This window comes from Burkholderia sp. LK4 (genome assembly GCF_001043615.1).
In the GTDB taxonomy this organism is placed as follows: Bacteria; Pseudomonadota; Gammaproteobacteria; order Burkholderiales; family Burkholderiaceae; genus Burkholderia; species Burkholderia cepacia.
Genome location: NZ_LDUL01000003.1, coordinates 1 through 24,834 on the forward strand (window position 1 = coordinate 1; position 24,834 = coordinate 24,834).

The window sequence follows — 24,834 nt, forward strand, 5'->3', positions numbered from 1 at the left end:
CGCCCGGAACGGATTGTGCCGGGCTCGTCCACCCGGACGATGCGCGCCCGCGCCACCGCCGCACAATGGTCGCCGTGCCCAATCCCGCCCCCGCCCCCTCATGGAATCCGCCGACCTCACGACCGCGTTCAGCCCGCTGCAGATCGGCCCGCTGACGCTGCGCAACCGCCTGATCAAGTCAGCCACCAACGAGGGCATGACGCCGAACGGCGTGCCGTCGCGCGCGCTCGTCCGTTTTCACGAACGCATCGCCGAAGGCGGCGCCGCGCTGACGACCGTCGCGTACTGCGCGATCAGCGACGACGGACGCACGTTCGTCGACCAGGCACGGCTCGACGTGCCGATGGTCCGCCAGTTCCGCGCGCTGACCGACGCCGTCCATCGCCACGGCGCCGCAGCCTCCGCGCAGATCACGCACGGCGGCTGCTTCACGTTCCTGCCGTCGCTGTCGACCCGGCGGCCGTTGAGCGCATCGGGCGGCTTCAACAAGGTCGGCGTGATGAGCGGCCGCTTTTTGAAGCAGGCGATGACGCGCGACCAGATGTCCGCGATCGCCGACGAATTCGCGCAGGCCGCACGCCATGCGCGCGACGCCGGCTTCGATGCGGTCGAGATCCACATGGGGCATGGCTATCTGCTCAGCCAGTTCCTGTCACCGCTGTACAACCGCCGCCGCGATGCGTACGGCGGCGACGCGGCACGGCGTGCCGCTTTCCCGGCCGAGGTGCTGCGCCGCGTGCTCGACGCGGTGGGCCGCGATCTCGCCGTCGTCTGCAAGATCGGTGTGACCGAGGGCGTGCGCGGCGGTGGAACCGCCGACGACGCATGCGAGATCGCGCGGCGGCTCGAAGCCGAAGGCGCGCACCTGCTCGTGCTCAGCGGCGGGATGAACGTCGAATCGGTGTGGCAGCTGTTCGGCAGCCCGTTGCCCGGCGACGCACGCGCGAACGCCGACAACGCAATCGTGCGCGCGGCGATGGCGCTGCAGAAACTCACCGAGCCGAAGATGGGCGCGTTTCGCGAGATGTATTTCCTCGAGCACTCGAGGAAGGTGCGCGCGTCCGTCCGGATGCCGCTCGCTTACCTCGGCGGCGTACGTTCGCGCGGGAACGTCGAGCTGGCGATGCGCGAAGGGTTCGATGCGGTCGCGCTCGCCCGCGCGCTCGTGTTCGAGCCGGATTTCGTCAACGGACTGCGCGACGGCCGGCTTGCGCAGTCGGGCTGCACGTCGTGCAACCGATGTGTCGTGTCGATGTACACGCCGGGCGGCACCGCGTGCGTCCTGCACGAGCCGAACGACCCCGCGCCGAACCGGGTGCCGGCCGCCGGCACGTGAGGCGCGACGCGGGGCGCCCGATGCGGGCGCCGGCGCTGCTCAGCCGGCGTCGCGCGCGCGGGCGAGCGCCGCGAGATTGCCTTCGCCGAACCCGTGGTGCCCCTTGCGCTGCACGATTTCGAAGAATATCTCGCCGGGCCGGCGCTTGACGAAGGTCTGGAAGAACAGCCTCGGCACGCCGTCGCCGCCGATCTCGCCGTCGACCAGCACCGCGCGACGGCGCAGCGCGCCGAGATCGACACCGTGCCCCGGCAGCCGCGCGTCGACGTCATCGTAATAGCGGGCCGGCGGCTCGATGAATTCGACGCCGTTCGCCCGCAGCGCATCGACGCAGGACAGGATGTCGTCGGTCGCCAGCGCGACGTGCTGCACGCCCTCGCCCGGATGGTCGGGCAGATACGCGTGCATCAGCTCGGTGCGCCGCGTGCCTTCCTCGTAGACCGGAATCCGCACCGCGCCGCACGGCGACACCATCACACGCGATTCCTCCGACACATGCCAGTGCGCGTCGATTTCGTGGATCTCGCGAAAATGCAGCAGGTCGTGGTAGAAATCCAGCCACTCCCGCATGCGCCCCGCACCGACGGTCTGCGTGAAATGATCGACCTGCTGCAGCCCGACGCCCACGCAGTCGAGATCGGTATGCGCGGTCGCGATGTCGATCGGCCGGAAATCGATGTCGAAGATCGAGATGTCGCCGACGCCGCCCCGCTGGCCGTCGCGCCCGCGCCAGCGGTCGACGAAATAGAGGTGCGAATCGCCAATGCCCTGGATCGCGGGGATCTTCAGCTCGCCGACCCCGACCTTCTCGCCTTCGAACGCCCACGCACCGAGCTCGATCGCCCGCTCGAACGCGCGCCGGGCGCTGGCCACGCGCAGCCCGATCGCGCAGACACCCATCCCGTATTCCTCCGCGTAGCGCGCGGCGAACGAATCGGGCTCGGCGTTGATCAGGAAATGCATCTGACCTTGCCGGTAGAGCGTGACGTTCTTGCTGACATGCCGCGCGATCGCCTTGAACCCGAGCTGCTCGAAGCGCTGAGCGAGCGCCTCGGGCACGGGCGCCGCGAATTCGACGAATTCGAGGCCGGCCATCCCGAGCGGATTGGCAGCCGGATCGGCAACGGGCGGCGTATCGCTGGACAGGGGGTGGGAATTGCCGGGCATTCCAGTCTCCGGGGGCATGCGTTCGATGGGGATGGCGCCCGTCGCTGGCGGCAAGCGCGGCCAACGTGGCGACCGCATCCGCCCCGAACGGGCAAGTTCTCAATGCTGCAGATTTTAACCAGATCGTTCACGGCGGCACACCCTGGCCAAACGGGATATCGTCGCACCGCCTAGTGCAAACCCGAAAAGCGTTCGATAATCGCACGGACTTGTACGATAATCGCGCATCTTGTCCGATTGGCCAATTGCCGCCGTACGGCGCGCGCCCTATTCTCCGTTCACTCATCGACTTCAATGCAGCATCGGACGCGGCGCCGCCACGATTCCACGATGCGCCGTGCCAGGAGACACCGCCATGACCCCAACCTTCGACACCCTTGACGCCGCCGCCAGCGCCCGCGTCCGCAGCCAGGCCCGCAAGGCCGCGATCGGCAGCTTCGTCGGCGCCGTTGTCGACTGGTACGACTTCCTGCTGTACGGGATCGTCGCCGCGCTGGTATTCAATTCCGAGTTCTTCCCGAAAGTCAGCCCGACGATGGGCACGCTCGCGGCGTTCGCAACCTTCGGCGTCGGTTTCCTGTTCCGGCCGCTCGGCGGCATCGTGTTCGGCCACTACGGCGACCGGCTCGGCCGCAAGCGGATGCTGGTCCTGACGGTGATGCTGATGGGGCTGTCGACGGTCGCGATCGGCCTGCTGCCGGCATTCTCGACGATCGGCTGGTGGGCACCCGTGCTGCTGGTGCTGATGCGCGCGATCCAGGGTTTCGCGGTCGGCGGCGAATGGGGCGGCGCGGCGCTGATGGCCGTCGAAAGCGCGCCGAAGCAAAAGAAGGCGTTCTACAGCAGCGGCGTGCAGGTCGGCTACGGCGTCGGCCTCGTGCTGGCCACGGGCATCGTGTCGATCCTGAGCCATACGCTCGGCGAGGCCGCGTTCAAGTCGTGGGGCTGGCGCCTGCCGTTCGTGTTCAGCATCGTGCTCGTGCTGATCGGGCTGTGGGTGCGCAAGAACATGGACGAATCGCAGGAGTTCGTCGAGAAGGTCGAACACGGCAACCGCAAGCTGCGCCTGCCGGTGCTGGAGGCGCTGACGCGCCATCCGAAGGCGTTCCTGCTGATCATTGCGCTGCGGCTAGCCGAGCTGTTCACGATGTACATCGTCACCGCGTTCGCGCTCAGCTATTCGACGACGAACCTCGGCATGTCGCGCGACCTGTTCCTGAACATCGGCCTGCTGGTGGGGGCGGTGAGCTGCGTGACGATCCCGTGTTTCGCATGGCTGGCCGACCGCTACGGCCTGCGCCGCATCTACCTGATCGGCGCGCTGATCGGCGTCGCGTCCGCGGTGCCGTTCTTCCTTGCGCTGGAGGCGCGGTCGATCGCGTGGATCGTGATCTTCTCGATCCTGCTCGCGAACGCCGCGCACGACATGGTCGTGAGCGTCCAGCAGCCGCTGTTCACCGAGCTGTTCGGTGCCGAATACCGCTATAGCGGCGCGGGCGTCGGCTACCAGTTCGCGAGCGTGGTCGGCGGCGGGTTCACGCCGTTCATCGCGGTCGGCCTCGTCAGCGTGGCAGGCGGCTCGTGGCACCTCGTCGCCGGTTATCTCGCGGTGGGCTGCCTGATCTCGCTGATCGTCGCCGCGCGGATGCGGGCAGCGCAGTAACGACCCGATGGCCGGCCCCCACCGTGGCCGGCCATCACGCATCGCTCGATGGCGGCCGCCAACGGCGTCGCTCGTCGCGCGCGCGACGTCAAACACTGTCAGTTATACGCCCTGATTCCCCCTTTTCCCCTCTGAACATTCCACGCCGCCCGCCGACCAATGGCATCATATGGGCCTACGTCAGTCACCGATACGCCCCCATATCATGTCGAATCTCATCGTCCACGGCGGCACTCCGCTGCGCGGGGACATCAAGCCGTCCGCGAACAAGAACGCCGTCCTGCCGATCCTGTGCGCCACCCTGTTGACCGACCAGCCGTTGCGCCTCATCGGCGTGCCGGACATCACCGACGTGCGCAAGATCCTCGACATCTTCCGCACGCTCGGCAGCGACGTGTCGGTCGACTTCACGACGGGCCTGCTCGAACTCCACCATCGCGACACGAAATTCGATCCGGCCGTCCATCGGCTGCCGGAAGCGATGCGTTCGTCGATCATGCTGATTCCGCCGCTGCTCGCGCGCTTCGGCGTCGCGCGCCTCGAGAACGACGTGAAAGGCTGCACGCTCGGCGTGCGCGAGATCGATCCGCACGTCGAGGTGTTCGAACGTTTCGGCGCGCACATCGAGCGCACGCCCGATTCGCTGATCGTCCGTACCGACGGCCCGCTGACGGCCAACGATCACTGGCTCGACTACGCGTCGGTGACGACCACCGAAAACTTCGCGCTGTGCGCGACGACCGCGAACGGCACGTCGACGCTGATGAACGCCGCGTCCGAGCCGCACGTGCAGGAGTTCTGCCAGTTCCTCGCGATGATCGGCGTCGCGATCGAGGGGATCGGCACGTCGCGGCTCTGCGTGACGGGCGGCGGCAAGCTCGGCGGCGGCGAGTTCCGCTTCGCCGAGGATTTCCACGAAATCGCGACGTTCCTCGCGCTCGGCGCGATCACCGGCGGCGACATCACGGTACGCAACTCGTCGCCCGAACACTTCCCGCTGATCGACCGCACGTTCGCGAAGTTCGGCGTCAACGTCACGCACCGCGACGGCTGGTCGCGCGCGGAACGCGACGGCCCGCTGCGCGTGCGCCGGCCGTTCACGCAGAACATCCTCACCAAGGTCGAAGCCGCGCCGTGGCCGTACCTGCCGGTCGACCTGCTGCCGATCTTCATCGCACTCGGCGTGCGCGCGGAAGGCAGCGCGATGTTCTGGAACAAGGTCTACGACGGTGCGCTCGGCTGGTCCGGCGAACTGTCGAAGTTCGGCGCGCACGTGCTGCTGTCCGATCCGCACCGGCTGATCACGTTCGGCGGGCTGCAACTGACGCCGGCCCGCGTCGAGAGCCCGTACATCATCCGCGTTGCGATCGCGCTGCTGATGGTGGCCGCGAGCATCGAAGGCCGCTCGGAAATCATGAATGCGCTGCCGATCCGCCGCGCGCATCCGCATTTCGTCGAGAACCTGCGCTCGGTCGGCGCGAACGTCGAATGGACGAGCAGCGAGTAAGACCCTGAAGGTACGGTGTACGCCACACGAGCGCCGTACCGCCACCCGCACCCGGTTGGCGGCTGTGTCAGCCGCCGTTCTCCCGTCTCTCTCCCGCCGCCCGCTCCCCCGTTACTCGCCGCCCCCGCAACCGGCATCGCCGGCGCCCATGTGGTCGAACCCGTAGAGCATCACGGCCGTCGTCCCGCGCGCCGGGTTGCTCGGGCGCTTCGCCAGGCTTTCGTCGAGCGGGGACGACGGATACTGGACACTCGTGTCCATCAGGTTGCCCGGCGCCGAGCGCAACTCCGCGTCGGTCAGCTGGCGCGCTTCCGCGCGCGGCAGCCCGAACGCCTTGCGCACGTCCGCTTCGTTCCAGGTTCCCTTGAGCGTGACGGTGACCATCTGCAGATCGCCGTGCTCCCAGTCCAGTTCGACCTTCGTCGCGAGCGGATGCACGCTGGCCGCGAGCCGGTCGGGGAACACCGGGCCTTCGTAGTAGGCCTTCGTGTTTCCGCACGCATCGCCGGTATTCCGGTACTTCTTCAGCGCGCAATTGAAGCGCTTGTCACGGTAGCCGAAGGTTGTTTCGACGTAACAGCCGAATTTCGGCGACGTCATGCGCGGCCACGCACGCACGTCGACGGACGGCTTCGGGAGGAGCGTGCCGGACGAGGGATTCGCCGCGGCAAGCAGCGGCACGGCCGCGACGAGCACGGCCAACACGGATTCGCGAATTTTCATTGTTGTGGTCCAGTTGAGCCGGCGATTCTAGCGCGCCTTCGCCAGCGAGATCGTCCCGGCAATGCAGCGGAACAGCGGCAAGCCCTGCGGCATGTCTTCCACACAGGTCGCGCATGTCAGCGCCGATCCGGTAGCTCTGCGTATCGCCGAGCGCCATGTAAACCCTGTACGCGCTCATGATCGGGGCCGATCTTCGGCGAATACGCGGTTTCCTGCCCTTCACGCCACCGCCGAGGTCGATCGGCGTCACGCGCTCGATCACGCCGAAGATCGAGATCGTCGACTCGATCGACGCCTTCGGTTGGCGATCGCCTCCGGCGAAATTCGCGCGATAATCGCCCACTCACGCGCGATTACCGCGCACCGAGACGCCACCTTCCGACGATGAAAAAGCCCGAACTCGACCGACGCGACTGGATTGCCGGCCTCGAAAAAGGCCTGGCGATCCTCGAGGCGTTCGACAGCCAGCACGCGCGCATGACGCCCACCCAGGCCGCCGCGCGCACCGGTCTCACGCGCACGGCCGCGCGGCGCTACCTGCTGACGCTCGAATCGCTCGGCTACGTGTACACCGACGGCAAGCTGTACGGCCTCACCCCGCGCGTGCTGCGGGTCGGCTGGTCGTACTTCGATTCGGCGCGCCTGCCGCGCACCGTCCAGCCCTATCTGCAGCAACTGAGCGCGTCGCTGAACGAATCGGCGTATGTGAGCGTGCTCGACGGCTGGGAGCTCGTGTTCATCGCGCGCAACGGCGTGTCGCGCGTGATGACGACCGGCTTCGTGCTCGGCGCGCGCGTGCCGGCGCCGCTCACGTCGCCGGGCGTCGTGCTGCTCGCCCACCATCCCGATCGCGAAGCCGTGCGCGCATGGCTCGACGACACCGAACTGCCGCCGTTCACGCCGCACACGGTCACCAACAAGGCGCGCCTGCTCGAACAGGTCGACCAGGCACGCGACGCCGGTTTCGCGGCGATCGAACAGCAATTGCAGGTCGGCGTGCGCGGGATCGCGGTGCCGCTGAAGAACCGTCACGGTGAAGTGGTCGCCGCGCTGAGCACGAACATGCCGATCGGCGCGGAGACGACCGACGCGGCCGTGCGGCGCGTGCTGCCGCATCTGCAGGAAGCCGCGCTCGCGATGCTCAACGTGCTGTAGCGACGTGCCGGCACGGAAAAGCCGCGCAACGTCGCGCCCCCGTCACTTGATCCGCCACCACCGCGGCAGCAGATCGCGCACTTCACGCCGCCGGTAGCGGTCGTCGATCAGATGCACGACGCCTTCGTCGTGCTCGGTGCGGATCACGCGCCCGGCCGCCTGCACGACCTTCTGCAAGCCCGGATACAGGTACATGTAGTCGTAGCCGTTGCCGAAGCGCGCGTCCATCGCACGTCGCATCTGCTCGTTGACGTCGTTGACCTGCGGCAGCCCGAGCGTCGCGATGAACGCGCCGATCAGCCGCTCGCCGACCAGGTCCACGCCTTCCGAGAACGCCCCGCCCAGCACCGCGAAGCCTACGCCGCGCCCGCCCGCGTCGAAGCGCGCGAGAAACGCGTCGCGCTCGCCTTCCGTCATGCCGGGCGCCTGCGCCCAGACGGGCACGTCCGGGTGCCGTCCCTGCATCAGCGCGACCACGCGCCCCAGATAGTCGAAGCTGCTCAGGAACCCGAGGTAGTTGCCGGGCCGCGTCGCGTATTGCGCGGCGATCAGGTCCACGATCGGTTCGAGCGACCGGTCGCGGTCGCGCCAGCGGGTCGACACGTGGCTCGCGACGCGCACCGTCAGCTGCTCGGCGCGGAACGGCCCGTCGACGTCGAGCCAGCCCGTGTCGCCGGGCAACCCGAGCGTGTCGCGGTAGAAATGAAACGGACTCAGCGTGCCCGAGAAAAGCACGGTCGCGCACGCGGCTTCGTAGCGCGGCGCGAGAAAACCGGCCGGAATCACGTTACGCACGCAGAGCGTCGACTGGACGCGGCGCCGGCGGCCGGCCGACGCAACGCCGTCGAGCGCCGGCTGGCGCGGCATCGGTTCGCCGTGCAGCGTCGCGTCGAAGATCGACGCGCTGTCGAACGCTTCGGCAAGCACGCCGAACTGGATCGCCTCGAAATGAAACCGCAGCAGCGCGTCGCCGTTCGCGCGCGGCGCGTCGGCCAAGTGCTCGCCGACCGCCGCGACGAGGTTCTGCAACGCCGATACGATCGGGCCCGGTATCTCCGGATACGCGGCATAACGCTCGGCCTGCGCGCGATTGACCGTGCCCCACGCGCGGGCAAGCCGGTCGAAGGCCTTGCGCAGCGCGGCGGGTGCGGCCTCGCGCGCGGCCGCGAATGCGAACGGATCGAGCGATGCGCTGTACATCTTGCGCGCACGATCGAGCAGGTTGTGCGCTTCGTCGACGAGCACGCCGACGCGCCACTGGTTCTGCTGCGCGAGCGTGTGCAGCATCGCGCTGCCGTCGTAGTAGTAGTTGTAGTCGCCGATCACCATGTCGGACCAGCGCGCGAGTTCCTGCGACAGGTAATACGGGCAGACGTCGTGCGCGAGCGCGGCCGCGCGCACGGTGTCGCGGTCGAGCAGCCCTGCCTCGATCGCCGCGTCGCGCGCGGCCGGCAGCCGGTCGTAGAAACCCTTCGCGAGCGGGCACGACTCGCCGTGGCACGCACTGTCGGGATGCTCGCACGCCTTGTCGCGCGCAACGAGTTCCAGCACGCGCAGCGGCAGCGCGGGCGTGCCGGCGCCGAGCGTCGCCGCCGCTTCGAGCGCGAGCGCGCGGCCGGGCGTTTTCGCGGTCAGGAAGTACACGTGGTCGAGTTCGCCCTCGCCGCAGGCCTTCAGCAGCGGAAACACGGTGCCGAGCGTCTTGCCGATGCCGGTCGGCGCCTGCGCCATCAGGCAACGATCGTCGCGGGCCGCGCGATAGACGGCCACTGCCAGCTCGCGCTGGCCGCTGCGGAACTGCCCGTGCGGAAACGCGAGCGCGCGCAGCGCCGCGTCACGCGCCGCGCGGTGCGCCGTCTCGCGTTCGGCCCAGCCGACGAAGCAGGCGCACTGCTCGGCGAAGAACGCAGCGAGCTCTGCCGCCCCCAGCGTTTGCGTCAGCACCGTCTCGCGCTCGGACACGATGTCGAAATAGACGAGCGCGACGTCGATTTCCGCGAGATCGCGCGCATCGCACATCAGGTGCGCGTAGACCTTCGCCTGCGCCCAGTGCAGTGCGCGGTGGTTGGCCGGCATCGCGTCGAGGCTGCCGCGGAAGGTCTTGATTTCCTCGAGGCGGTTCGCCACCGGATCGTAACCGTCCGCGCGGCCGCGCACGGTGAGCGTGCCCCACGTGCCCGTCAGCGCGATCTCGGTTTCGTAGCGCGCGCCGCGGTTCGACGTGACCGCGCCGTGGCCGGCAATGCCTTCGAGCGCGGTGGGCGCGGGCGTGAAGCGCAGGTCGAGATCGCCGCGCCGCGCGGTGAACTCGCACATCGCCCGCACGGCGACGACGTAGCTCATGCGGACAGGCCCGCCGCCTCGACGGGCGCGACGTCCGCGCCGGCCCATTCGACATCGATCACGCGCACCGGAATACCGTGCGCGACGCAGTATGCGAGCCAGCGCGTCTGGTTGTCCTGCAGGCGGTCGCCGGGGCCTTTCACCTCGACGAGTTCGTAACGGCGCTCGCCGGGCCAGAAGCGGACGAGATCGGGCAGCCCCGAACGGTTGCTGCGGATATCCGCGAGCAGGCGCGTGAACCACAGCCGCAGATGTTCCGGCGGCAGGCACGCAAGCGCCTCGTCGAGCAGTGCGTCGCTCAGCACGCCCCAGAACACGAACGGGGATTGCAGCCCCGCTTTCGTCACGAAGTGCCGGCGAATCGTCTCTCGATAAGCGCCCGAATCGAGTTGCGCGAAGCACGCGGCGAATGCATCCGCGCGGCGCGCGGCGAAATCGGGCGCGTGCAGGTCGGCCGGGCCGCGCTGGAACGGATGGAAGAACGCGCCGGGTACCGCGGCGAACACGGGTTCCCAGCACAGCAGCCCGAACAGCGAATTGATCAGCGTGTTTTCGACGTAATGAACCGGCGAAGCCGGTAGCGCCAGATGGTCGCGCACCGCGAATTCGACACTGACGAACGCATCGGGGCGCGCGAGCACGAGCGTTTCGCGCGGCACGTCCGCCGCCGGGGCCGCGCGTTCGACGCGCTGGCCGAGCCGGCGCTGCAGGCGCGGCAGCATGCGCTCGACACGCTGGCGCTCCTCGTCGCTCTCGAAACCGCCGCGCGCCTCGAGCGCCAGCGCGAGCGCATCGTCGTCACGCCCGCAGCGTTCGAGCACGCGGATGCGCCGATGGCGGCTGCCCGGCCAGGCGCTGCGCACATACGCGTCGAGCGCGCCGGCCCAGTCCGCACGGCGCTCGCACGTCTGCCCGAGGGCGAACAGCAGCTTCGCGCGACGCGTCGCGAGCCAGGGCTGCGCGCAGCCGACCGCATCGATCGTGCGCACCAGGTCGTCGAACGGCAGATCGTCGGGCCAAGCGTCGAGCGCATCGCGGCACGTCTGCAGCGCGAGATACGCGTCGACGTCGCCGCGCTGCTGGAACGCGCGCGACGACGGCGCGATCGGCACGCTTTCGTACTGGAACACGCCGAGATCGGCCAGCACGAATTCGCTCCAGTCCTGGTGGAGATTGCCGAAGAACATCAGGCGCAGCCGGTCGCACAGCGCGCCGACCGGCACGCGCAGCACGCGGTCATCGGCCTGCGCGCACCACGCTTCGAGCGGTTGCGCAACGTCGTGCGCGGGCCGCAGCCGTTCGAGCCACTCGGGCTTGCGCTCGCCCGCATGCGCGGCGAGTGCCGGGAAGATGCGCAGCAGATCGGCCTTGGTCGACAGCGCGAACAGTTCGTCGAGCGTCAGCGCGGGGGCCGGATCGACCCAGCCGAGTTCGACGAGCGGTGCGGCCGCGTCGAGCGCGCAGCCGATTTCGTCGTACACGAGCTTGCTCGCGCGGAAATCGGACCCGTTGCGCATCAGCATCCGGACGAGCAGCGCGCGCGACGCCTGGGGCAGCGCGGCGAACTGCCGGACGAACGCGTGCTCGTGCGCATCGAACAGGTCGTCGTAACGCGCGCCGAGCCAGGCCAGCGCGCGTTCGAAATTGGTCAGGTAGTAAAACGCCGGGGGCGTCGGCGAAGCAGGCGTCACGGGGATTGATCACTGTACATTTGTACAGGTCGGAATCATATCAAATGTGACGGGAAATGCCGCTGCCCCGATCGCCTCCCTGCTGCCCGGCCGTGCTCAGAACTGGTAGTTCACCGACATGTCGAACACGCCGTTGGTCGACTGCTGCGTGATCGGGCTGCGCGCGGCGCGGCCGACGAGCTGCTCGATCGCGCCGTCGATCGTGATGAACCAGTGCTTGTTCACGAACCAGGCCATGGTCACGCCCGCACCGTACGACTTGATCCCGGCCCCCGACGAATACGCCGGCAGCCCCGAACGCGCGGCGGCTCCCTGGTTCACGCCGAACCAGCTGTTCATGTAGCGCGAATCGGCGAACGACACGGTCGGCCCCGCGAACCAGAAGAAATGCTCGTTGCTGCCCGGCAGCGGCATGTACGCGGAAAAATCGCCGACCCAGCCGTTCGAGCCGCCGATGCTGCGCCTGATATCCGCGCGCAGCACGAGCGGAAACTCCTTCGAGATCACGTAATCGGCCGCCAGTTTCATCACCGGTGCCGCGTTGATGTTGTCGAGGCCGTTCAGGTGCTGGATATCGTCGGCCGAACGGCGCCCGAGGTCGTAACCGACGGACAGGCTCACGCGCCAGTTCGGCCCGCGCAGCACGTTCGCGCCGAGCCCCTCGCCCGTCGACAGGAAGAACAGGTCGCGATAGCGGATGTCGAGGTTCGGGCCGCCCATCACGCGATAGCGGTCGGAGCCCGCATAGCGCGGCTGCAGCGTCATCGCGGCGCCCACGCTGATATTCCACGTGGAAATGTTCGGGTCGAACAGTTTTTCGAGCGGCACACCCGCCGAGTATTGCCACTCGCCGAGCGGCGAAGGCGTCTGGGCCGACGCATCGCGGGTGCCGGCCGCGGCAAGCGCCGCGCATGCCGACAGGCCGGAAACGAACCGGCGTGCGCCGGGTGACAGCAACAGGCGAGCAACTGTGGCCAAGGTGGTCTCCGTCGGTTGCGTGAAACGAACCTGAGGGAAAGCGCATCGCGCCTCTTCGGCCGCAGCGGCTGCCAGGCTGCGGCGCGAACGTAGCGTGTGCTGAATTAATGGACATCCTACGCGACGCGCACGCAGACGCAAAGCGCCCGCTGCGCGCGGGCACTTTGCCCCGCGCGGGGATAGCGGCGAAGCAGGGATGAATCAGAATCGTTCGACGTGATAGTCGCCGGCCAGCGCGGCCGGACTGCGTGACGACATCATCCGCGAGAAGCCGTCGGCGAGCCGACCGAGCGCCAGTTGCTTCTGGCTCGCATCCCAGTGCGTATAGGTGTCGTACGCGGCATCGTCGAACGACACGGTGACGGCAACCGGGCGCCCGCTGGCGCGAAAGCCGATCTGCAGCACGCCGCCCGGCAGTTCCTCGATGTGATAGCGCAGCGAACGCGATTCGAAATAGCGGCCCAGCACCTGAGCGATCGCGCGCTTGTCTGGCGATTGCACGTGAATGTCCATGACGGTCCTCCTCTTCAAGGTTCGCGCGGCCGGTCGCGGCGCACCGCTTCCGCCCGGCATCCGCATCGGCGGCGGGTTCGACGGCGGGTCGCCCTGCGGCAGCCCGTCAGGCACCGGCGGGTCGACCGGATCGTCGTGTCCGGGCGGCGGCGGGTCCGGGTCGACGTCGGGAGTCGTTGGCTCGGGGCGGTGCAGCATGGATGGTGTCTTCATGTCGGTCCTGCGCGGCGGCGTGCGCATTTCGATGGCGCGGCGAGCGCGCAAGCAGCATGCCTGCTGTCGCGCCGCGCCCGTCGGCGGCTTCGCTCAGTCGTCGTAGGCCGCCATCACCAGCCACATCGTGCGTCCTTCCGCGGTCAGTCGCACCGCGAGCGCGTACGGGTCGGACGGCACGCATTGCCCGACGAGCGCCCGCTGCGCGCGCGCCGGGCTGTCGTAGACGGTACGGTTCAGTTCGCGCACCTCGTCCTTGCCGTCGAACATGCGCCGCTCGGGCCGGTAGACCAGCGATTCGCGTTTCCACGTGTCGAAGCGCTCGCGCACGTGACCGAAATCGCCGCCGCATACGTTCGCGTCGTAACGTATCCTTTCCCTGGATGCATCCATCACGTTGTCCTCTCGTTCCTGCCGACGGCGCGTGCCGCGTGGCCGCACCCCGTCCGCCGCCCCCGGCGCGCAAGCGCCGTACCGCCGATGCATGACGGGCACGGCGCTTGCGCCTTCAATCGTCATCAAGGAGGTTCGACCATGACCGTTCACGCCCCCGGCCGCCACCACGCCGTGCCACCGGCTGCCGGACTGCTCTGGCTCGCCACGTCGCGCCCGCCGTCGAAAGACAAGACGGAGGAGCGCATCGACGAGGGACTCGAGGAGACGTTTCCGGCCAGCGACCCGCCCGCCGTTGGCGGCGCGACCCGTATCGATCCTGCCAGGCCGTCCGGCGAGCACGAACGCCGCGCGCCGCACGTTCCTTCCCCGCCCCGCGATCACGGCTGACGGCGGCACCCGGCTCGCACTGCGCGGCGGCGCAGCGGCGCGCCGGAGCAATCCGGAGTTGATCTGATGAAACGCCTTGAACGCAGATGGCATGAAATCAGCGGCGCCGCCGGCGTCGCGGCGCTGGCGGCAATCGAAAGCGCAGTGGTGCTCGCGATCGTCGCGATGACGGGCATCGGCCACTGACACCCTGTACGGCCCGTTCGCGGCTTGCGCCGTGGAAGATGTACAAGCGGGCTGGCAAATTTCTCCGTCGCATGGCCGTCGAGGCCCGGAGTGTGTCCCGGCGTGTGAGTTACGCGCGCGGCACGCCATCTGCTTGCACATCGTCCCGCTCACGAAGGAGGCTTCATGTATCGCGTCACCGAGATCATGTCGCGCGACGTGGTGTGCGTCGCGCCGACCGACACGATTCGCCACGCGGCCGAGCTGATGCGGCGCTTCGATATCGGCGTACTGCCCGTTTGCGACGGCGACGAACTCGTCGCGATCGTGACCGACCGCGACCTTGCGGTGCGCGGGCTGTCGCACGGCCATTCGTTCGATACGCCGGTGCAGGCGGTTGCGTCCAGGCCCGTGCAATGGTGCGTCGAGGACGACGGTGTCGGCGACGTCCAGCAGCGGATGGCCGACGTGCAGCTGCATCGATTGCCGGTACTCGACCGTCACCGGCGGCTGGTCGGCATGGTGTCGCTCGGCGACATCGCGACGCGCGCGGGAGGCCCCGAGCGCGACGAACTGGCCAATACGCTCGAGGACGTGTCGCTGCCGCGCCGGCGCTGACCGGCGCCGTTCATATCGGCGACCCGCCCGGGTGCCGCTTCGACCAGGAGGTGTTCGATGACAACCGACAGACCGTCGCGCTATGACACGCGCATCGTCGGCAACGACCGCCGCACGGCCGGCGGCGGGCCGGGGCCCGACGTGATGGCCGCCCGCACGCTCGAAGGCGATCGCGTGCTGACGATGGACGGCGACGACATCGGCCAGATCGACGACATCATGCTCGACGTGCGTTCCGGCCGCATCGCGTATGCGGTCGTTTCGTCACGCGGCGAGCCGGGGATCGGCGACAAGCTGCTCGCGGTGCCGTGGAACGTACTCGTGCTCGACGTCGAGCGCCAATGCTTCGTGCTGCCCGTGGCCACCGAACGGGTGCGCGAAGCCCCCGGCTTCGACAGGAATCGCTGGCCGGCAATGGCCGATCCGGACTGGGCCGAAGCGTTGCACGCGTACTACGGCAGTTCGCCGTACTGGCTCATCGAGGAAGGCGAAACGGCGCTCGACTCGCCGCCGTACGAGGCGTCGCCGGAAGGTCCGGAAGGTACGAAAGGCGGCAAGCGGTAACGCGATCGTCGGTCACGCCGGTCAGTGCGCGGCCGCCACCGTCCGTTCGAGTTGCCGGGCGGCCGCCAGATGCGCGTTGAGCATCGGCAGCGTGTTGGCCGCGAACGCGCGAAGCTGCGGATCGCGGCCGTTCCGTGCCTCCGCTTCGTAGAGACGGATCGCCGCTTCATGCGCGCGCGGGCCCGCCAGCGCGACATAGGCCGTGTCGAACGCGCGCCCTTCCCTGGTTCTCAATGCCGTGACGGCCGGATCGACGAGCATCCGCGACTGCACCGGCAGGCCCTTGGCCGCCCCGAGTTGCTGCAATTCGCCGGCGATCCGTCGATGATCGTCGACCATCCGGCGCGCGAACGCCTTCACGTCCGGGTTCGACGAGCGGTCGAGCGCGAGCTGGCTGGCCTGCCGCGCCACCCTGCCGATCATGCCGGCCTTGTCGACGAACTCGGCATCGATACCGGTCGGCCGCTGCGTCATGCCGGCCTCGTCGGCGGTCGTGCCGGGGCGGATCACACCGGGCCCGACCTGCGCCGACGAAGCGGGCGACGCCTGGGCCGGCGGAAACGCGGCGGCCAGCAGGCCGACGGCGGCGGCCAGCACGGCCGCCGCCGGCCGGCGGGTTCGGTTCGCTTTCATCGCGACCTCCGTGTGTCTCGACGGAACGCGCCGGTCGCGCGGGTTCCCGTCACGCCGGGCGCCGCTCCGCGCAGTGTTGCGCCTGCCCGAGCGTCGAAAAACGGCCGGCAATGATGGTGTCCATGTCGATCCCTCCTGCCCGGCAAAGTACCGGGTCGGGCCGCGCGCACGCGGCGCGCGACCGGCCCGGTGCTTTGCCGATGCGTCACGTTGCTTCCGGCGGATCTGCCGCCTGTCGAGCACGCCGCTCACGCCGCCGACGTCGTACGCTGCCGTTCGTCGGATACGCTGCCCGTCAGTTCGGCCACGCGATGGCGAACCTGCACGTCGATAGCGCCGGATGCCCGGGCTACCTGCCGCTACCGGTCATGCGGGTTCCGATCGTGCCCGGCATCCGGCGCGACATCGGCGATCACGCTCGCCAGCGTCGGCATGTCCACCGGCTTGCACAGATACGCGTCGAAACCGGCGGCCATCACGCGGTGCCGGTCGGCATTGCCGGCGTGCGCCGTGACCGCGACGACGGGCAGACGCCCGCTGCCACCCGGCAAATGACGGATGCGGTCGAGCAGCCAGAAACCGTCGCCGTCCGCCATCGCGAGATCCGACAGCACGACGTTCGGCGCATCCTGTTCCACCACTTCGAGTGCGTCGTGCCCCGATTGCGCGGTCGACACCTGCGCGCCCATCGTTTCGAGTGCCGCGGCGAGGCTCGCGCGCGAGGTCGCGTCGTCGTCGACGACGAGCACGCGCCGGCCGTCGAGCGCCACCGTATCCGGCGTGCCGGCCGCGTGCAGCAGGTCCTCGGCAGGATCGTCGGCATCCCACCGGGCCGGCAGCGTGACCGTGACGGTCATCCCGCGCCCGGTGCCCGCACTCGTCGCGACGACCTCGCCGCCGTGCAGTTGCGCGATGTTGCGCACGATCGACAGGCCGAGCCCGAGGCCGCGCCTCGGCGATGCGAATGCGCGTTCGGGCCGGCTGAACGTCTCGAACAGGTGTGGCAGGTATTCCGGCGCAATGCCCTGGCCCGTGTCGGCGACCGACAGCCGCACGCGCTCGCCGGCCCGGGTCAGCGACACGACGACGCGGCCGCCGGACGGCGTGAACTTGATCGCGTTCGACAGCAGGTTCGACAGGATCTGGCGCACGCGCTCGCGATCCGCCGGAATCACGCAGGTCGCCATTTCGTATTTCGTCGACAGGTCGAGCCCGTTCGCCTGCGCCGTCGCGTCGAGTTCCCGCATGGCATCGCGCACGATCCGCACGAGATCGACCGGCACGCGCTCGAGGCGCAATCGGCCCGTCGCCAGCGACGACGCGTCGAGCAGGTCGGCCACCATGTGCGACAGCGATCGCGCGCTGCGGTCGATCGCGTCGACCGCCTGTTGCGAGAGCCCTTCGCCGTCGACGTTGCGCAGGACCTCGACCCAGCCGTAGATCACGTTCAGCGGCGTGCGCAGTTCGTGCGACACCGTGGCGAGCAGTTCGTCCTTCAGCCGGTTTGAAGCGTCCGCCTGTGCGCGTGCGTCGCGTGCGCCGCGCAGCGAGCGCATGTTGCGCCGCTCGCCGCGACGCCGTTCGTGCGCGTCGCGCAGCGTCATCGACAGCCCCGTGCAGTCGCCCCGCGCATCGACGATCGGCGACGCGGCGAAAGTCGCGCGAAAGCGGCCGCCGTCGCGTCGCACGCACAGCACGTCGAGCGGACCGACCGGCGCACGCAGCGTCGCGAACGATCCGGGCAGCGGATGCCGCCGCAACCAGCGCGGCGCGATCAGTTCGGCGACGTCGAGCCCGATGGCCTGCGCGGCATCGATGCCGAAGATCTGTCGCGCGGCCGGGTTCCAGCTCGTGATCCGGTGTGCGGTATCGACGCCGACGATCGCGTCGGGCGACGCGTCGACCACCCGGCGCAGCAGGACGTCGTCGGGTACGGGCACGCGCGCGGCCGGCGAAGGCTCGCCATGCGGCTCGCGGGCACCGGCGTCGCCATCGTCATGGATTTCGCGGAGACGATCGCTCGCGAGCAGCGGCTTCACGGCCATCACGAGCACGCACTCGACGAAGCTGATCGCGACGAACGCGCCGGCTTGCTCGAGCAGCGTGGCCAGCGGCGCATTGCGCCACCAGAGCGCGCAGATCACGGCCACACTCGCGGCGGCCGCGACCAGGCCGCCGCCGAACGACGCCAGCCATGCGACGGCCGCAACGCCTGCATAAAAAGGCAGCGGCGCAAATGGCGCGTGCTCGCCGACGACGCGAACCGTCCACGCCTGCAGCGCGGACGCCAGCCCGACGGCCAGCACGACCCATGCACCCTGCCGTAACAGCTCACGGGTCAGGGTCCTCATTGCATCCTTGCCTCGCGCCGGCTCCCGTCGCACGGCGTCATGCCGCTTGTCGACCGACCTGCCGTCGAGCGTGCCGGGCGAGCCTGATGGCACCAGCAAGCGACATGCCCGATGCGTGTATCAGGCGCCCGGCCGGCGCGAGCCGGCCGGGCTGCTCCGAAGGCCGCGGCCGGGCGGGCTCCGGCTGGTATCGGGGTACGCATCGACCCAAGGCGTCGCGACCGTCTTTTTCATCGGAGCGCTGTAAAAAAGCACCGATGTGCCCCTGGATCCCGGAAGTGCCGCGATTCGTGCCGTGAATCGATGGCCTGTTTCTTCCGCCTCCGCTACACACATTGGAAATTTCTATTCCGTGGCACCTTCGTGGTCGTTTCGCTGTCGATGATAAATATTGCAATCAACGGAACGGGTGATGCCGATTTTCAAAACGACCCGCTAATGCCGATGGGAGATACCGCAAACCGTTCGAAGCAGCGTGCAGACGGCCGCCGTTTGTCGGGCCGCTCGTCCGCGATGCGCACGCTGCTCGGCCGCATCGAAAAAATTGCGCCGACCCGCGCCAGCGTGATGATTGCCGGCGAAAGCGGGGTCGGCAAGGATATCGTCGCGCGCCGGCTGCACGATCTCAGTGCCCGGCGGGACGGCCCGTTCGTGCCCGTGAACTGCGGCGCGATTCCGCCCGATATCGCGGAATCGCAATTGTTCGGCCACGAAAAGGGCAGCTTTACCGGCGCGATCGCGCAGCGGGAGGGTTTCTTCGAAGCCGCGCGCGGCGGCACGCTGCTGCTCGACGAGATCGCGGAAATGCCCGCGTCGCTGCAGGTGAAGCTGCTGCGGGCGCTCGAATCGAATGCGATCGTCCGGGTGGGCGGCACCGAGCCGATTCCGCTCGACGTGCGCATCGTGTCGGCCACGCGCCACAACCCGGCCGAAGCCGTGCGCGACGGCCGGCTGCGCGAGGACCTGTTCTATCGCCTCGCCGCGTTCGCGCTGTACGTGCCGCCGCTGCGCCAGCGCGACAGCGACGTCGAGACGATCGCGCTGGAGTTCGTCGACACGCTCAACGCACGACACCACGCGCACAAGCGGCTGACCGACGCAGCGATCGCGGCACTGCGCGCGTATTCGTGGCCCGGCAACGTGCGCGAGCTGCACAACACGATCGAGCGCGCGTACATCCTGTCGGACGAAGGCATCGACGTCACGCTGCCGAAGCCGGCGGTGCCGCCCGAGCGCCTGTCGGAGGACACGATGGCGTTGCCGCTCGGCGCGACGCTGCACCATGCGCAGCAGCGCTTCATCGCGGCGACGCTGCGCCACTTCGACGGCAACAAGCCGCGCGCCGCAAAAGCACTCGGCATCAGCCTGAAAACGCTCTACAACCGGCTCGCGCTGATGCGCGACAACGGCCGCTCCTGAGCGGCGCGGCCGTATCGCCCGCGCACCGCATGCCGCGGCTGCGCGTGGCGCAACATGATTACGCGACCTTGAACCGCCCGACCGTGGTCGCGAGCGCGTTCGCCTGCGATTGCAGCGCGGTCGCGGCGGCGGTCGACTGTTCGACGAGCGCCGCGTTCTGCTGCACCATTTCGTCGAGTTGCGTCACGGCGCGATTCACTTCCTGGATGCCGCGCGTCTGCTCGTTCGCCGCGTGCGTGATCTCGGAGATGATCGTCGTCACGTTCGCCACGTTGGAGACGATCTCGCGCATCGTATCGCCGGCCTGACGCACCTGCCCGGACCCGGCCGACACGCTCGCGACCGTCGATTCGACCAGCACCTTCACTTCGCGTGCGGCCTGCGCGCTGCGCTGCGCGAGGCTGCGCACTTCCTGGGCGACCACCGCGAAGCCGCGGCCCTGCTCGCCCGCGCGTGCCGCTTCGACGGCCGCGTTCAGCGCGAGGATGTTGGTCTGGAACGCGATCCCGTCGATCACGCCGATGATGTCGCCGATCCGGCCCGACGCTTCCTCGATCTTCTCCATCGTCGCGACGACGTCCGACACCACCACACCGCCGTGCGATGCGATCCGCGACGCGGCTGCCGCGCGTTCGTCGGCCTGGCCGGCGGCCGCCGCCGACTGGCCGACGGTCGCGGTGATCTCTTCCATCGACGCGGCCGTTTCCTCGAGGCTCGCCGCCGCCGATTCCGTGCGCGACGACAGGTCCTGGTTGCCCGCCGCGATCTCGTTCGCGGCCGTGCGCACCGATTCGCTCGCATCGCGGATCTCGCGCATCACGTCGTTCAGCTTGTCGACGAAGCTGTTGAACGAACGTGCGATGTCGGCCACTTCGTCACGGCCGTCGGCCGGCAGGCGCTGCGTCAGGTCGCCGGCGCCCGAGCCGATCGCGGCCATCGCCTGGCGCACTTGCGACAGGCGGCGGAACGCGGTCGCGGTGATCGCGCCGATGATCAGCGACGCGACGCCGACGATCACGAGCAGCGTGATCAGCGAAGCGGTCAGCAGCGAGCGCATCCCGGCCGTCGCCTCGTTCTTGTCGAGCAGCACCAGCGCGTACCAGTCGGTACCCGGCACGGGGCGCGCGCGCACCAGCTTCGCGTCGCCGCCGACGCTCACCTCGACCGGCGCCGTCGCGGCCGCGATCGTCGCGCCGTTCGTCGCGCCGAGTTCGGGCGACACGTCGGCGACCGGCTTCAGCGTGAGCTTCGGGTCGGGGTGCGCGACCACGTGGCCGCTGCTGTCGATCAACATCCCGAAGCTCGCGGGCGTCGGGTGGATCGACTTCACGTTCGCGATCACGGTGTCCATCGCGACGTCGGCGGCGACGACGCCCTTCAGCGTACCGTCGCGCAGGATCGGCACCGCGAACGTGACGACGAGGTTGCCCGTGCCGGCATCGACGTAAGGCGGCGTGACGACCGGCTTGCCGGCCTGCGCGGCCTGCTTGTACCACGGGCGGCCGGTCGGATCGTAGTCGGGCGGGATGCCGGTCGGGTCGGAGAAGTGGAATGCCTTGTCGGCGTAGCCCGCATAGACGTTCGTGAAGCCGCCGGCCGTGGCCATCTGCTTGAACACCGGCAGCGGATCGGGCGTCAGCGCGGCATCCTGCAGCGACGCGATCATCCGGCTCCGGGTGGCGACCCAGTCGGCGATCCCGACCACGTGTCCGCTTGCGACGGAGGTCAGGTTGCGGTCGATCGCGTCGTCGTTGTACGAGCGCGCGATGAAGTAGTTGATGAGCGTGGTGGCGACGAGCGCGAATACGACGATGGCGACGCACGCGGCGAGGATGCGGGCGCGGATGGACGAGAACATGGCAACGACTCGGTAAGGGAGCGCGAACGCCCGGTGGACGAATTCACCGGGTAAACGGCAATCGCGCCGCTTACTTGAGGCTGCTGTGACAATTCCGTGAAACGTCTGATGAAACGCAATGCCGATCGTCAGCGAATCGTCGGCGAATCGTCAGGATGAGTGCGCCGTCCTGCGCCGCGCGCGTACGCCGCCGGGACGCGACGACGGCACCTGCGAGCCTGGGCAGGAGGCGCCGAAAAGGAGGTTGAGACAGGCCGGTGCTCGGTCGACGGATGCATGCGTGTCGATTGGAGCCCGGCCGTGGCGCGGCGACGGATCGCGCCGCGCCCGCGCCACCAGTCGCGGCGCGCGTCCGTTACAGGCGGTGGCCCGGACGGGGATCGGCTTCCGCGGGCGGCCCGTCGGCCCGCGTGTCGTTGGCGAGTTCGTCCTGCCTGCGCATCCGTTCGCGCAGGTGCCGGATCGCGAACACGTGGATGTAATCGTGCACCCGCGCGTCGGACGACAATGCGCGCACTTCGTCGTCGAGCATCGCACGCAACTGATCCGCGCCGATCGCGCGCTGCCTGGCGGCTTCCTTGAGTGAATCGAGCAAATTGTCCTTGGACATCGACGGACTCCTGACAGTCGAGGAACGAAAAGAGGAAGGTACTGGAAGCTTAAAGACTGAACGGCCGCGCGGCGTGCGATGCGCCGGCACGTGTTTGCGCGCGATCAACGGCACGTTGCGTGCCGCCGTGCCGATTCGTCCCCGAACCGGCCGCGCAAGATTCGCGGCGCAAACGGCCCGCGAACGAGACTGGAAACCTGCCACGCCACCCCGGCGCGCGGCACCGGCGGCGGGCGAACGATGGGACGCTGCTCGACGCCGATGCATTGGCGAACTTAGACCGGCCGAAATCATGCGTCAAGCGCGCTCCGCCACGCGCCTGCCATTCGTCGGAACGAACGGGCCGGATCGTCGCCCGGACGGCCGATCCGGCGCCCCGCGTGTCAGCGGATTCCGATACGCGCCGCGCAATCCCTGACAGCGACTTCAGCGCACGCTGCTTGGCAGGGTACTGGCGCCCCACGATACTGGTGACATGGACGAAACGTTCATACAGGTCATCGCTCAGCCGGCCGTCGAGCCGGCATGCGGGGCCTGGCGCAGGAGACCAACCATGGCACATCGCAACTTACCGGGCCGGGACGGCCAACGGCGCGCGTCGGGCAACACGCGCGCCCAGGCCGCCCGGGCCGTGCCGACCGGCAACCGTCCGTCGGACGATATCGACACCTTGCTTGCGCTTGCTCGCGAAGCCGGGTTGCTCGTCACGCTCGACGGGCAGATCGGCCGAGAGAAGTACCAGAGCGTCGCGGGCTCGGTTCTCGCGCTGCAACGGTTCGCCGCGGCACTGTGCGCACGGGCCGCACCCGACGCGCCGGCCGCGGTCGAGGCACGCCGCAAGGCGCGCCCCGGCTGGCCCCATGCAAACCGCCTGCGCAACCGTGCATGCGGCATATGCGCGCCGCTGCACATTGCGCGCCAGCGCCCGCGCGTTCGCCGCGGCGCAGGCCGGCGACACGACTTGCGGTCGATGGTTCGCACCGGCTGAGCGGGCAAGCGGCCGGCACGGCACGGGGCCGTGCAATGGCTGCTCACCGCGCAACGTCGGCAGCGCCTGCCGCACGCCGTGCCTTTACGACGACGGCGCGGCAACGGTGAGCCTGCCGCGACCTTGCCGATCCGCACCGGCGCCACCGCGCGCCGTCACGCATCACCACGCGCCGTTCCACACGGTCGCAATGACAACGATTCCTGCGGGGAATGCACTTCAGACGGGGCCAACGACAACACCAATGCGGAAAGCGGACGGGGTGACATGCACCCCGCCCGTCCTCCAAGGCAGCCGACGGCTGCCTACCCTCGTGCCAGAGAGTTCTCGGCCGGATGACGCGCCGTGCATCGCACGTCGCGGCTCCGGAAAATGATGTGACGCCTGTGAACGCACCGTCGATCACGGCCTTCGACGCTCGCGCGGCTGCGCGGTGCATGCACGACAGACCGGCCGCGTGGCCGGTTGTTCCGTCAATGTCTCACGCGATACTTGCGCCATTTCTGATGCAGATCAAACCAGGCCGGTTTCGATCTCGACGCCGCGCGATTTACTCGGTACCGCGCACGAGCAGCACGGGCACCTGGGCGAGATGCGCCACGCGACGCGCGACGCTGCCGATCAGCCAGGCGGCGATGCCGCGCCGGCCGTGCGTGCCGACCACCAGCAGTTCGGCACGCCAGTGCACGGCGTCGCGCATCAGTGCGTGGGCCACGTCGTCGCTGGTCGGGCGGGTTTCGACGATACTGCGCTTGGTCGGGTTCCCGGTCGCATGGAACAGCGGGCCGATCTTCGCGAGTGCATCCTCGCCCTCCGCGCGATAGGCATCCTCGAGCGCGCGCACCGGCACGATATCCGTCAGACGAACCGCGCGATCGATCACGTATGCCGCGTACAGCAACGTTGTCGGCGTCGCGAAGCCGAGCCCGACGCGCACCGCGTGCAGCGACGGCTCGCTGCCGTCGACCGCGAACATCAGCCGCTGCAGGCCGCCATTCGACGGCAGCGCATAGGCGGCCGGCACGATCAGCAGCGCGCAGCGCGCGCGTGTCGTCAGCGTGTCCGACATCGCGCCTTCGACGAGCCGCAGCAGCCCGTGATGCGGATTCGCGCCGACTATCAGCACGTCCGCGCGCCATTCCGACGTGTCGTTCACCAGTGCATCGGCCACCGAGCCGCCCGTCACCGACGTATCGACGATGGCCTGCTCGACCTCGATCCCGCTATCGGCGAACAACGCGGCGATCCGCTCGTTGACGGCTTGCGCTTCGCGCATCATGTCCTCGCGCGCGGACGTCAGCAGCGCGTCGATGCGCGGGATGTCGGGCAATACGAGGCGGGGGTTGTCGATTGCGCAGACGATGCGCAATCGCATGCCGGGACGCAGCAGCGTGCGCGCATAGCGTGCGGCGGACAGCGATTCGGGCGTCGGATCGACGGCCAGCGCGATCCGCGCAAGCGTCGGGATGGGCTGGGCAGGCTGCATGGCGAAGGCCTCCGTGCGTGCGCGTCGTCGCGGAACGACGACGGGAGCTTCGCGCGGAAGCGGCGCGCGG

22 protein-coding genes are annotated in these 24,834 nt (G+C 69.0%); 10 read left to right on the forward strand and 12 right to left on the reverse strand.

Annotation, left to right across the window (positions count from 1 at the left end):
- Nucleotides 1–100: 100 nt before the first annotated feature.
- A complete protein-coding gene (locus VK92_RS00765; protein WP_048029097.1) occupies nt 101–1,336 on the forward strand; it encodes an NADH:flavin oxidoreductase in 1,236 nt (411 codons plus the stop codon).
- Between the two features lie 39 nt (nt 1,337–1,375).
- On the opposite strand, the gene VK92_RS00770 is transcribed toward VK92_RS00765, so the two are convergent.
- A complete protein-coding gene (locus VK92_RS00770; protein WP_048023000.1) occupies nt 1,376–2,503 on the reverse strand; it encodes a 4-hydroxyphenylpyruvate dioxygenase family protein in 1,128 nt (375 codons plus the stop codon).
- Between the two features lie 355 nt (nt 2,504–2,858).
- Here VK92_RS00770 and shiA point away from each other — a divergent pair, with 355 nt between their 5' ends.
- Both shiA and VK92_RS00780 read left to right on the forward strand, forming a co-directional pair.
- A complete protein-coding gene (shiA, locus tag VK92_RS00775; RefSeq protein WP_048023001.1) occupies nt 2,859–4,166 on the forward strand; it encodes a shikimate transporter in 1,308 nt (435 codons plus the stop codon).
- A gap of 205 nt (nt 4,167–4,371) precedes the next feature.
- Nucleotides 4,372–5,673, forward strand: a complete 1,302-nt coding sequence (locus VK92_RS00780; RefSeq protein ID WP_048023003.1) for a UDP-N-acetylglucosamine 1-carboxyvinyltransferase — start codon at nt 4,372–4,374, stop codon at nt 5,671–5,673.
- A 111-nt stretch (nt 5,674–5,784) separates the two neighbouring features.
- Here the strand turns inward: VK92_RS00780 and VK92_RS00785 are convergent, their stop codons facing one another.
- Nucleotides 5,785–6,396: a hypothetical protein gene (locus VK92_RS00785; RefSeq protein WP_048023004.1), complete on the reverse strand. Its 612-nt coding sequence runs from the start codon at nt 6,394–6,396 to the stop codon at nt 5,785–5,787.
- Nucleotides 6,397–6,780: 384 nt separating this feature from the next.
- Here VK92_RS00785 and VK92_RS00790 point away from each other — a divergent pair, with 384 nt between their 5' ends.
- Nucleotides 6,781–7,551, forward strand: a complete 771-nt coding sequence (locus tag VK92_RS00790) for an IclR family transcriptional regulator domain-containing protein (RefSeq protein WP_021162744.1) — start codon at nt 6,781–6,783, stop codon at nt 7,549–7,551.
- 42 nt (nt 7,552–7,593) lie between these two features.
- Here VK92_RS00790 and VK92_RS00795 read toward each other — a convergent pair whose 3' ends face one another.
- The 4 genes from VK92_RS00795 to VK92_RS00810 all read right to left on the reverse strand — a co-directional run bounded on the left by VK92_RS00795 (nt 7,594) and on the right by VK92_RS00810 (nt 13,076).
- The gene (locus VK92_RS00795; protein ID WP_048023005.1) at nt 7,594–9,894 is read right to left on the reverse strand and encodes an ATP-dependent DNA helicase; all 2,301 of its coding nucleotides are present in this window, start codon (nt 9,892–9,894) and stop codon (nt 7,594–7,596) included.
- Nucleotides 9,891–11,585, reverse strand: a complete 1,695-nt coding sequence (locus VK92_RS00800; protein WP_048023006.1) for a VRR-NUC domain-containing protein — start codon at nt 11,583–11,585, stop codon at nt 9,891–9,893. The genes VK92_RS00795 and VK92_RS00800 overlap by 4 nt, the downstream gene beginning before the upstream one ends.
- A gap of 96 nt (nt 11,586–11,681) precedes the next feature.
- Nucleotides 11,682–12,563, reverse strand: a complete 882-nt coding sequence (locus VK92_RS00805) for a MipA/OmpV family protein (protein ID WP_021162747.1) — start codon at nt 12,561–12,563, stop codon at nt 11,682–11,684.
- A 201-nt stretch (nt 12,564–12,764) separates the two neighbouring features.
- A complete protein-coding gene (locus tag VK92_RS00810) occupies nt 12,765–13,076 on the reverse strand; it encodes a hypothetical protein (protein WP_042977308.1) in 312 nt (103 codons plus the stop codon).
- On the opposite strand from VK92_RS00810, the gene VK92_RS41415 reads away from it, so the two are divergent.
- On the forward strand, nt 13,075–13,395 hold the full coding sequence (locus VK92_RS41415; RefSeq protein WP_048023008.1) for a hypothetical protein: 321 nt from the start codon (nt 13,075–13,077) through the stop codon (nt 13,393–13,395). The genes VK92_RS00810 and VK92_RS41415 overlap by 2 nt on opposite strands.
- On the opposite strand, the gene VK92_RS00820 is transcribed toward VK92_RS41415, so the two are convergent.
- The gene (locus VK92_RS00820; RefSeq protein WP_048023009.1) at nt 13,383–13,682 is read right to left on the reverse strand and encodes a hypothetical protein; all 300 of its coding nucleotides are present in this window, start codon (nt 13,680–13,682) and stop codon (nt 13,383–13,385) included. The two genes, VK92_RS41415 and VK92_RS00820, sit on opposite strands and share 13 nt — an antisense overlap.
- A 141-nt stretch (nt 13,683–13,823) precedes the next feature.
- Here VK92_RS00820 and VK92_RS00825 point away from each other — a divergent pair, with 141 nt between their 5' ends.
- The 3 genes from VK92_RS00825 to VK92_RS00835 all read left to right on the forward strand — a co-directional run bounded on the left by VK92_RS00825 (nt 13,824) and on the right by VK92_RS00835 (nt 15,419).
- A complete protein-coding gene (locus tag VK92_RS00825; protein ID WP_021162008.1) occupies nt 13,824–14,072 on the forward strand; it encodes a hypothetical protein in 249 nt (82 codons plus the stop codon).
- A 351-nt stretch (nt 14,073–14,423) separates the two neighbouring features.
- Complete coding sequence (locus tag VK92_RS00830) at nt 14,424–14,855, forward strand: CBS domain-containing protein (protein ID WP_027791577.1); 432 nt, start codon at nt 14,424–14,426, stop codon at nt 14,853–14,855.
- Nucleotides 14,856–14,912: 57 nt separating this feature from the next.
- Nucleotides 14,913–15,419 (forward strand): PRC-barrel domain-containing protein, encoded by a 507-nt coding sequence (locus VK92_RS00835; protein ID WP_048023011.1) that lies wholly within the window; start codon nt 14,913–14,915, stop codon nt 15,417–15,419.
- Between the two features lie 21 nt (nt 15,420–15,440).
- Here VK92_RS00835 and VK92_RS00840 read toward each other — a convergent pair whose 3' ends face one another.
- A complete protein-coding gene (locus tag VK92_RS00840; RefSeq protein WP_048023013.1) occupies nt 15,441–16,052 on the reverse strand; it encodes a DUF4142 domain-containing protein in 612 nt (203 codons plus the stop codon).
- 359 nt (nt 16,053–16,411) lie between these two features.
- Nucleotides 16,412–18,403: a hybrid sensor histidine kinase/response regulator gene (locus VK92_RS00845; RefSeq protein ID WP_048023014.1), complete on the reverse strand. Its 1,992-nt coding sequence runs from the start codon at nt 18,401–18,403 to the stop codon at nt 16,412–16,414.
- A gap of 381 nt (nt 18,404–18,784) precedes the next feature.
- On the opposite strand from VK92_RS00845, the gene VK92_RS00850 reads away from it, so the two are divergent.
- On the forward strand, nt 18,785–19,822 hold the full coding sequence (locus VK92_RS00850) for a sigma-54 interaction domain-containing protein (protein WP_048023164.1): 1,038 nt from the start codon (nt 18,785–18,787) through the stop codon (nt 19,820–19,822).
- A 58-nt stretch (nt 19,823–19,880) separates the two neighbouring features.
- Here VK92_RS00850 and VK92_RS00855 read toward each other — a convergent pair whose 3' ends face one another.
- Nucleotides 19,881–21,680, reverse strand: a complete 1,800-nt coding sequence (locus VK92_RS00855; RefSeq protein WP_021162001.1) for a methyl-accepting chemotaxis protein — start codon at nt 21,678–21,680, stop codon at nt 19,881–19,883.
- A 355-nt stretch (nt 21,681–22,035) separates the two neighbouring features.
- Entirely contained in the window at nt 22,036–22,290 is a 255-nt protein-coding gene (locus tag VK92_RS00860) for a DUF3562 domain-containing protein (protein WP_048023016.1), read from the reverse strand.
- 553 nt (nt 22,291–22,843) lie between these two features.
- Here VK92_RS00860 and VK92_RS00865 point away from each other — a divergent pair.
- Nucleotides 22,844–23,278: a hypothetical protein gene (locus VK92_RS00865; RefSeq protein ID WP_048023018.1), complete on the forward strand. Its 435-nt coding sequence runs from the start codon at nt 22,844–22,846 to the stop codon at nt 23,276–23,278.
- Nucleotides 23,279–23,828: 550 nt separating this feature from the next.
- Here VK92_RS00865 and VK92_RS00870 read toward each other — a convergent pair.
- On the reverse strand, nt 23,829–24,764 hold the full coding sequence (locus VK92_RS00870; RefSeq protein ID WP_021159144.1) for a universal stress protein: 936 nt from the start codon (nt 24,762–24,764) through the stop codon (nt 23,829–23,831).
- Nucleotides 24,765–24,834 lie beyond the last annotated feature (70 nt).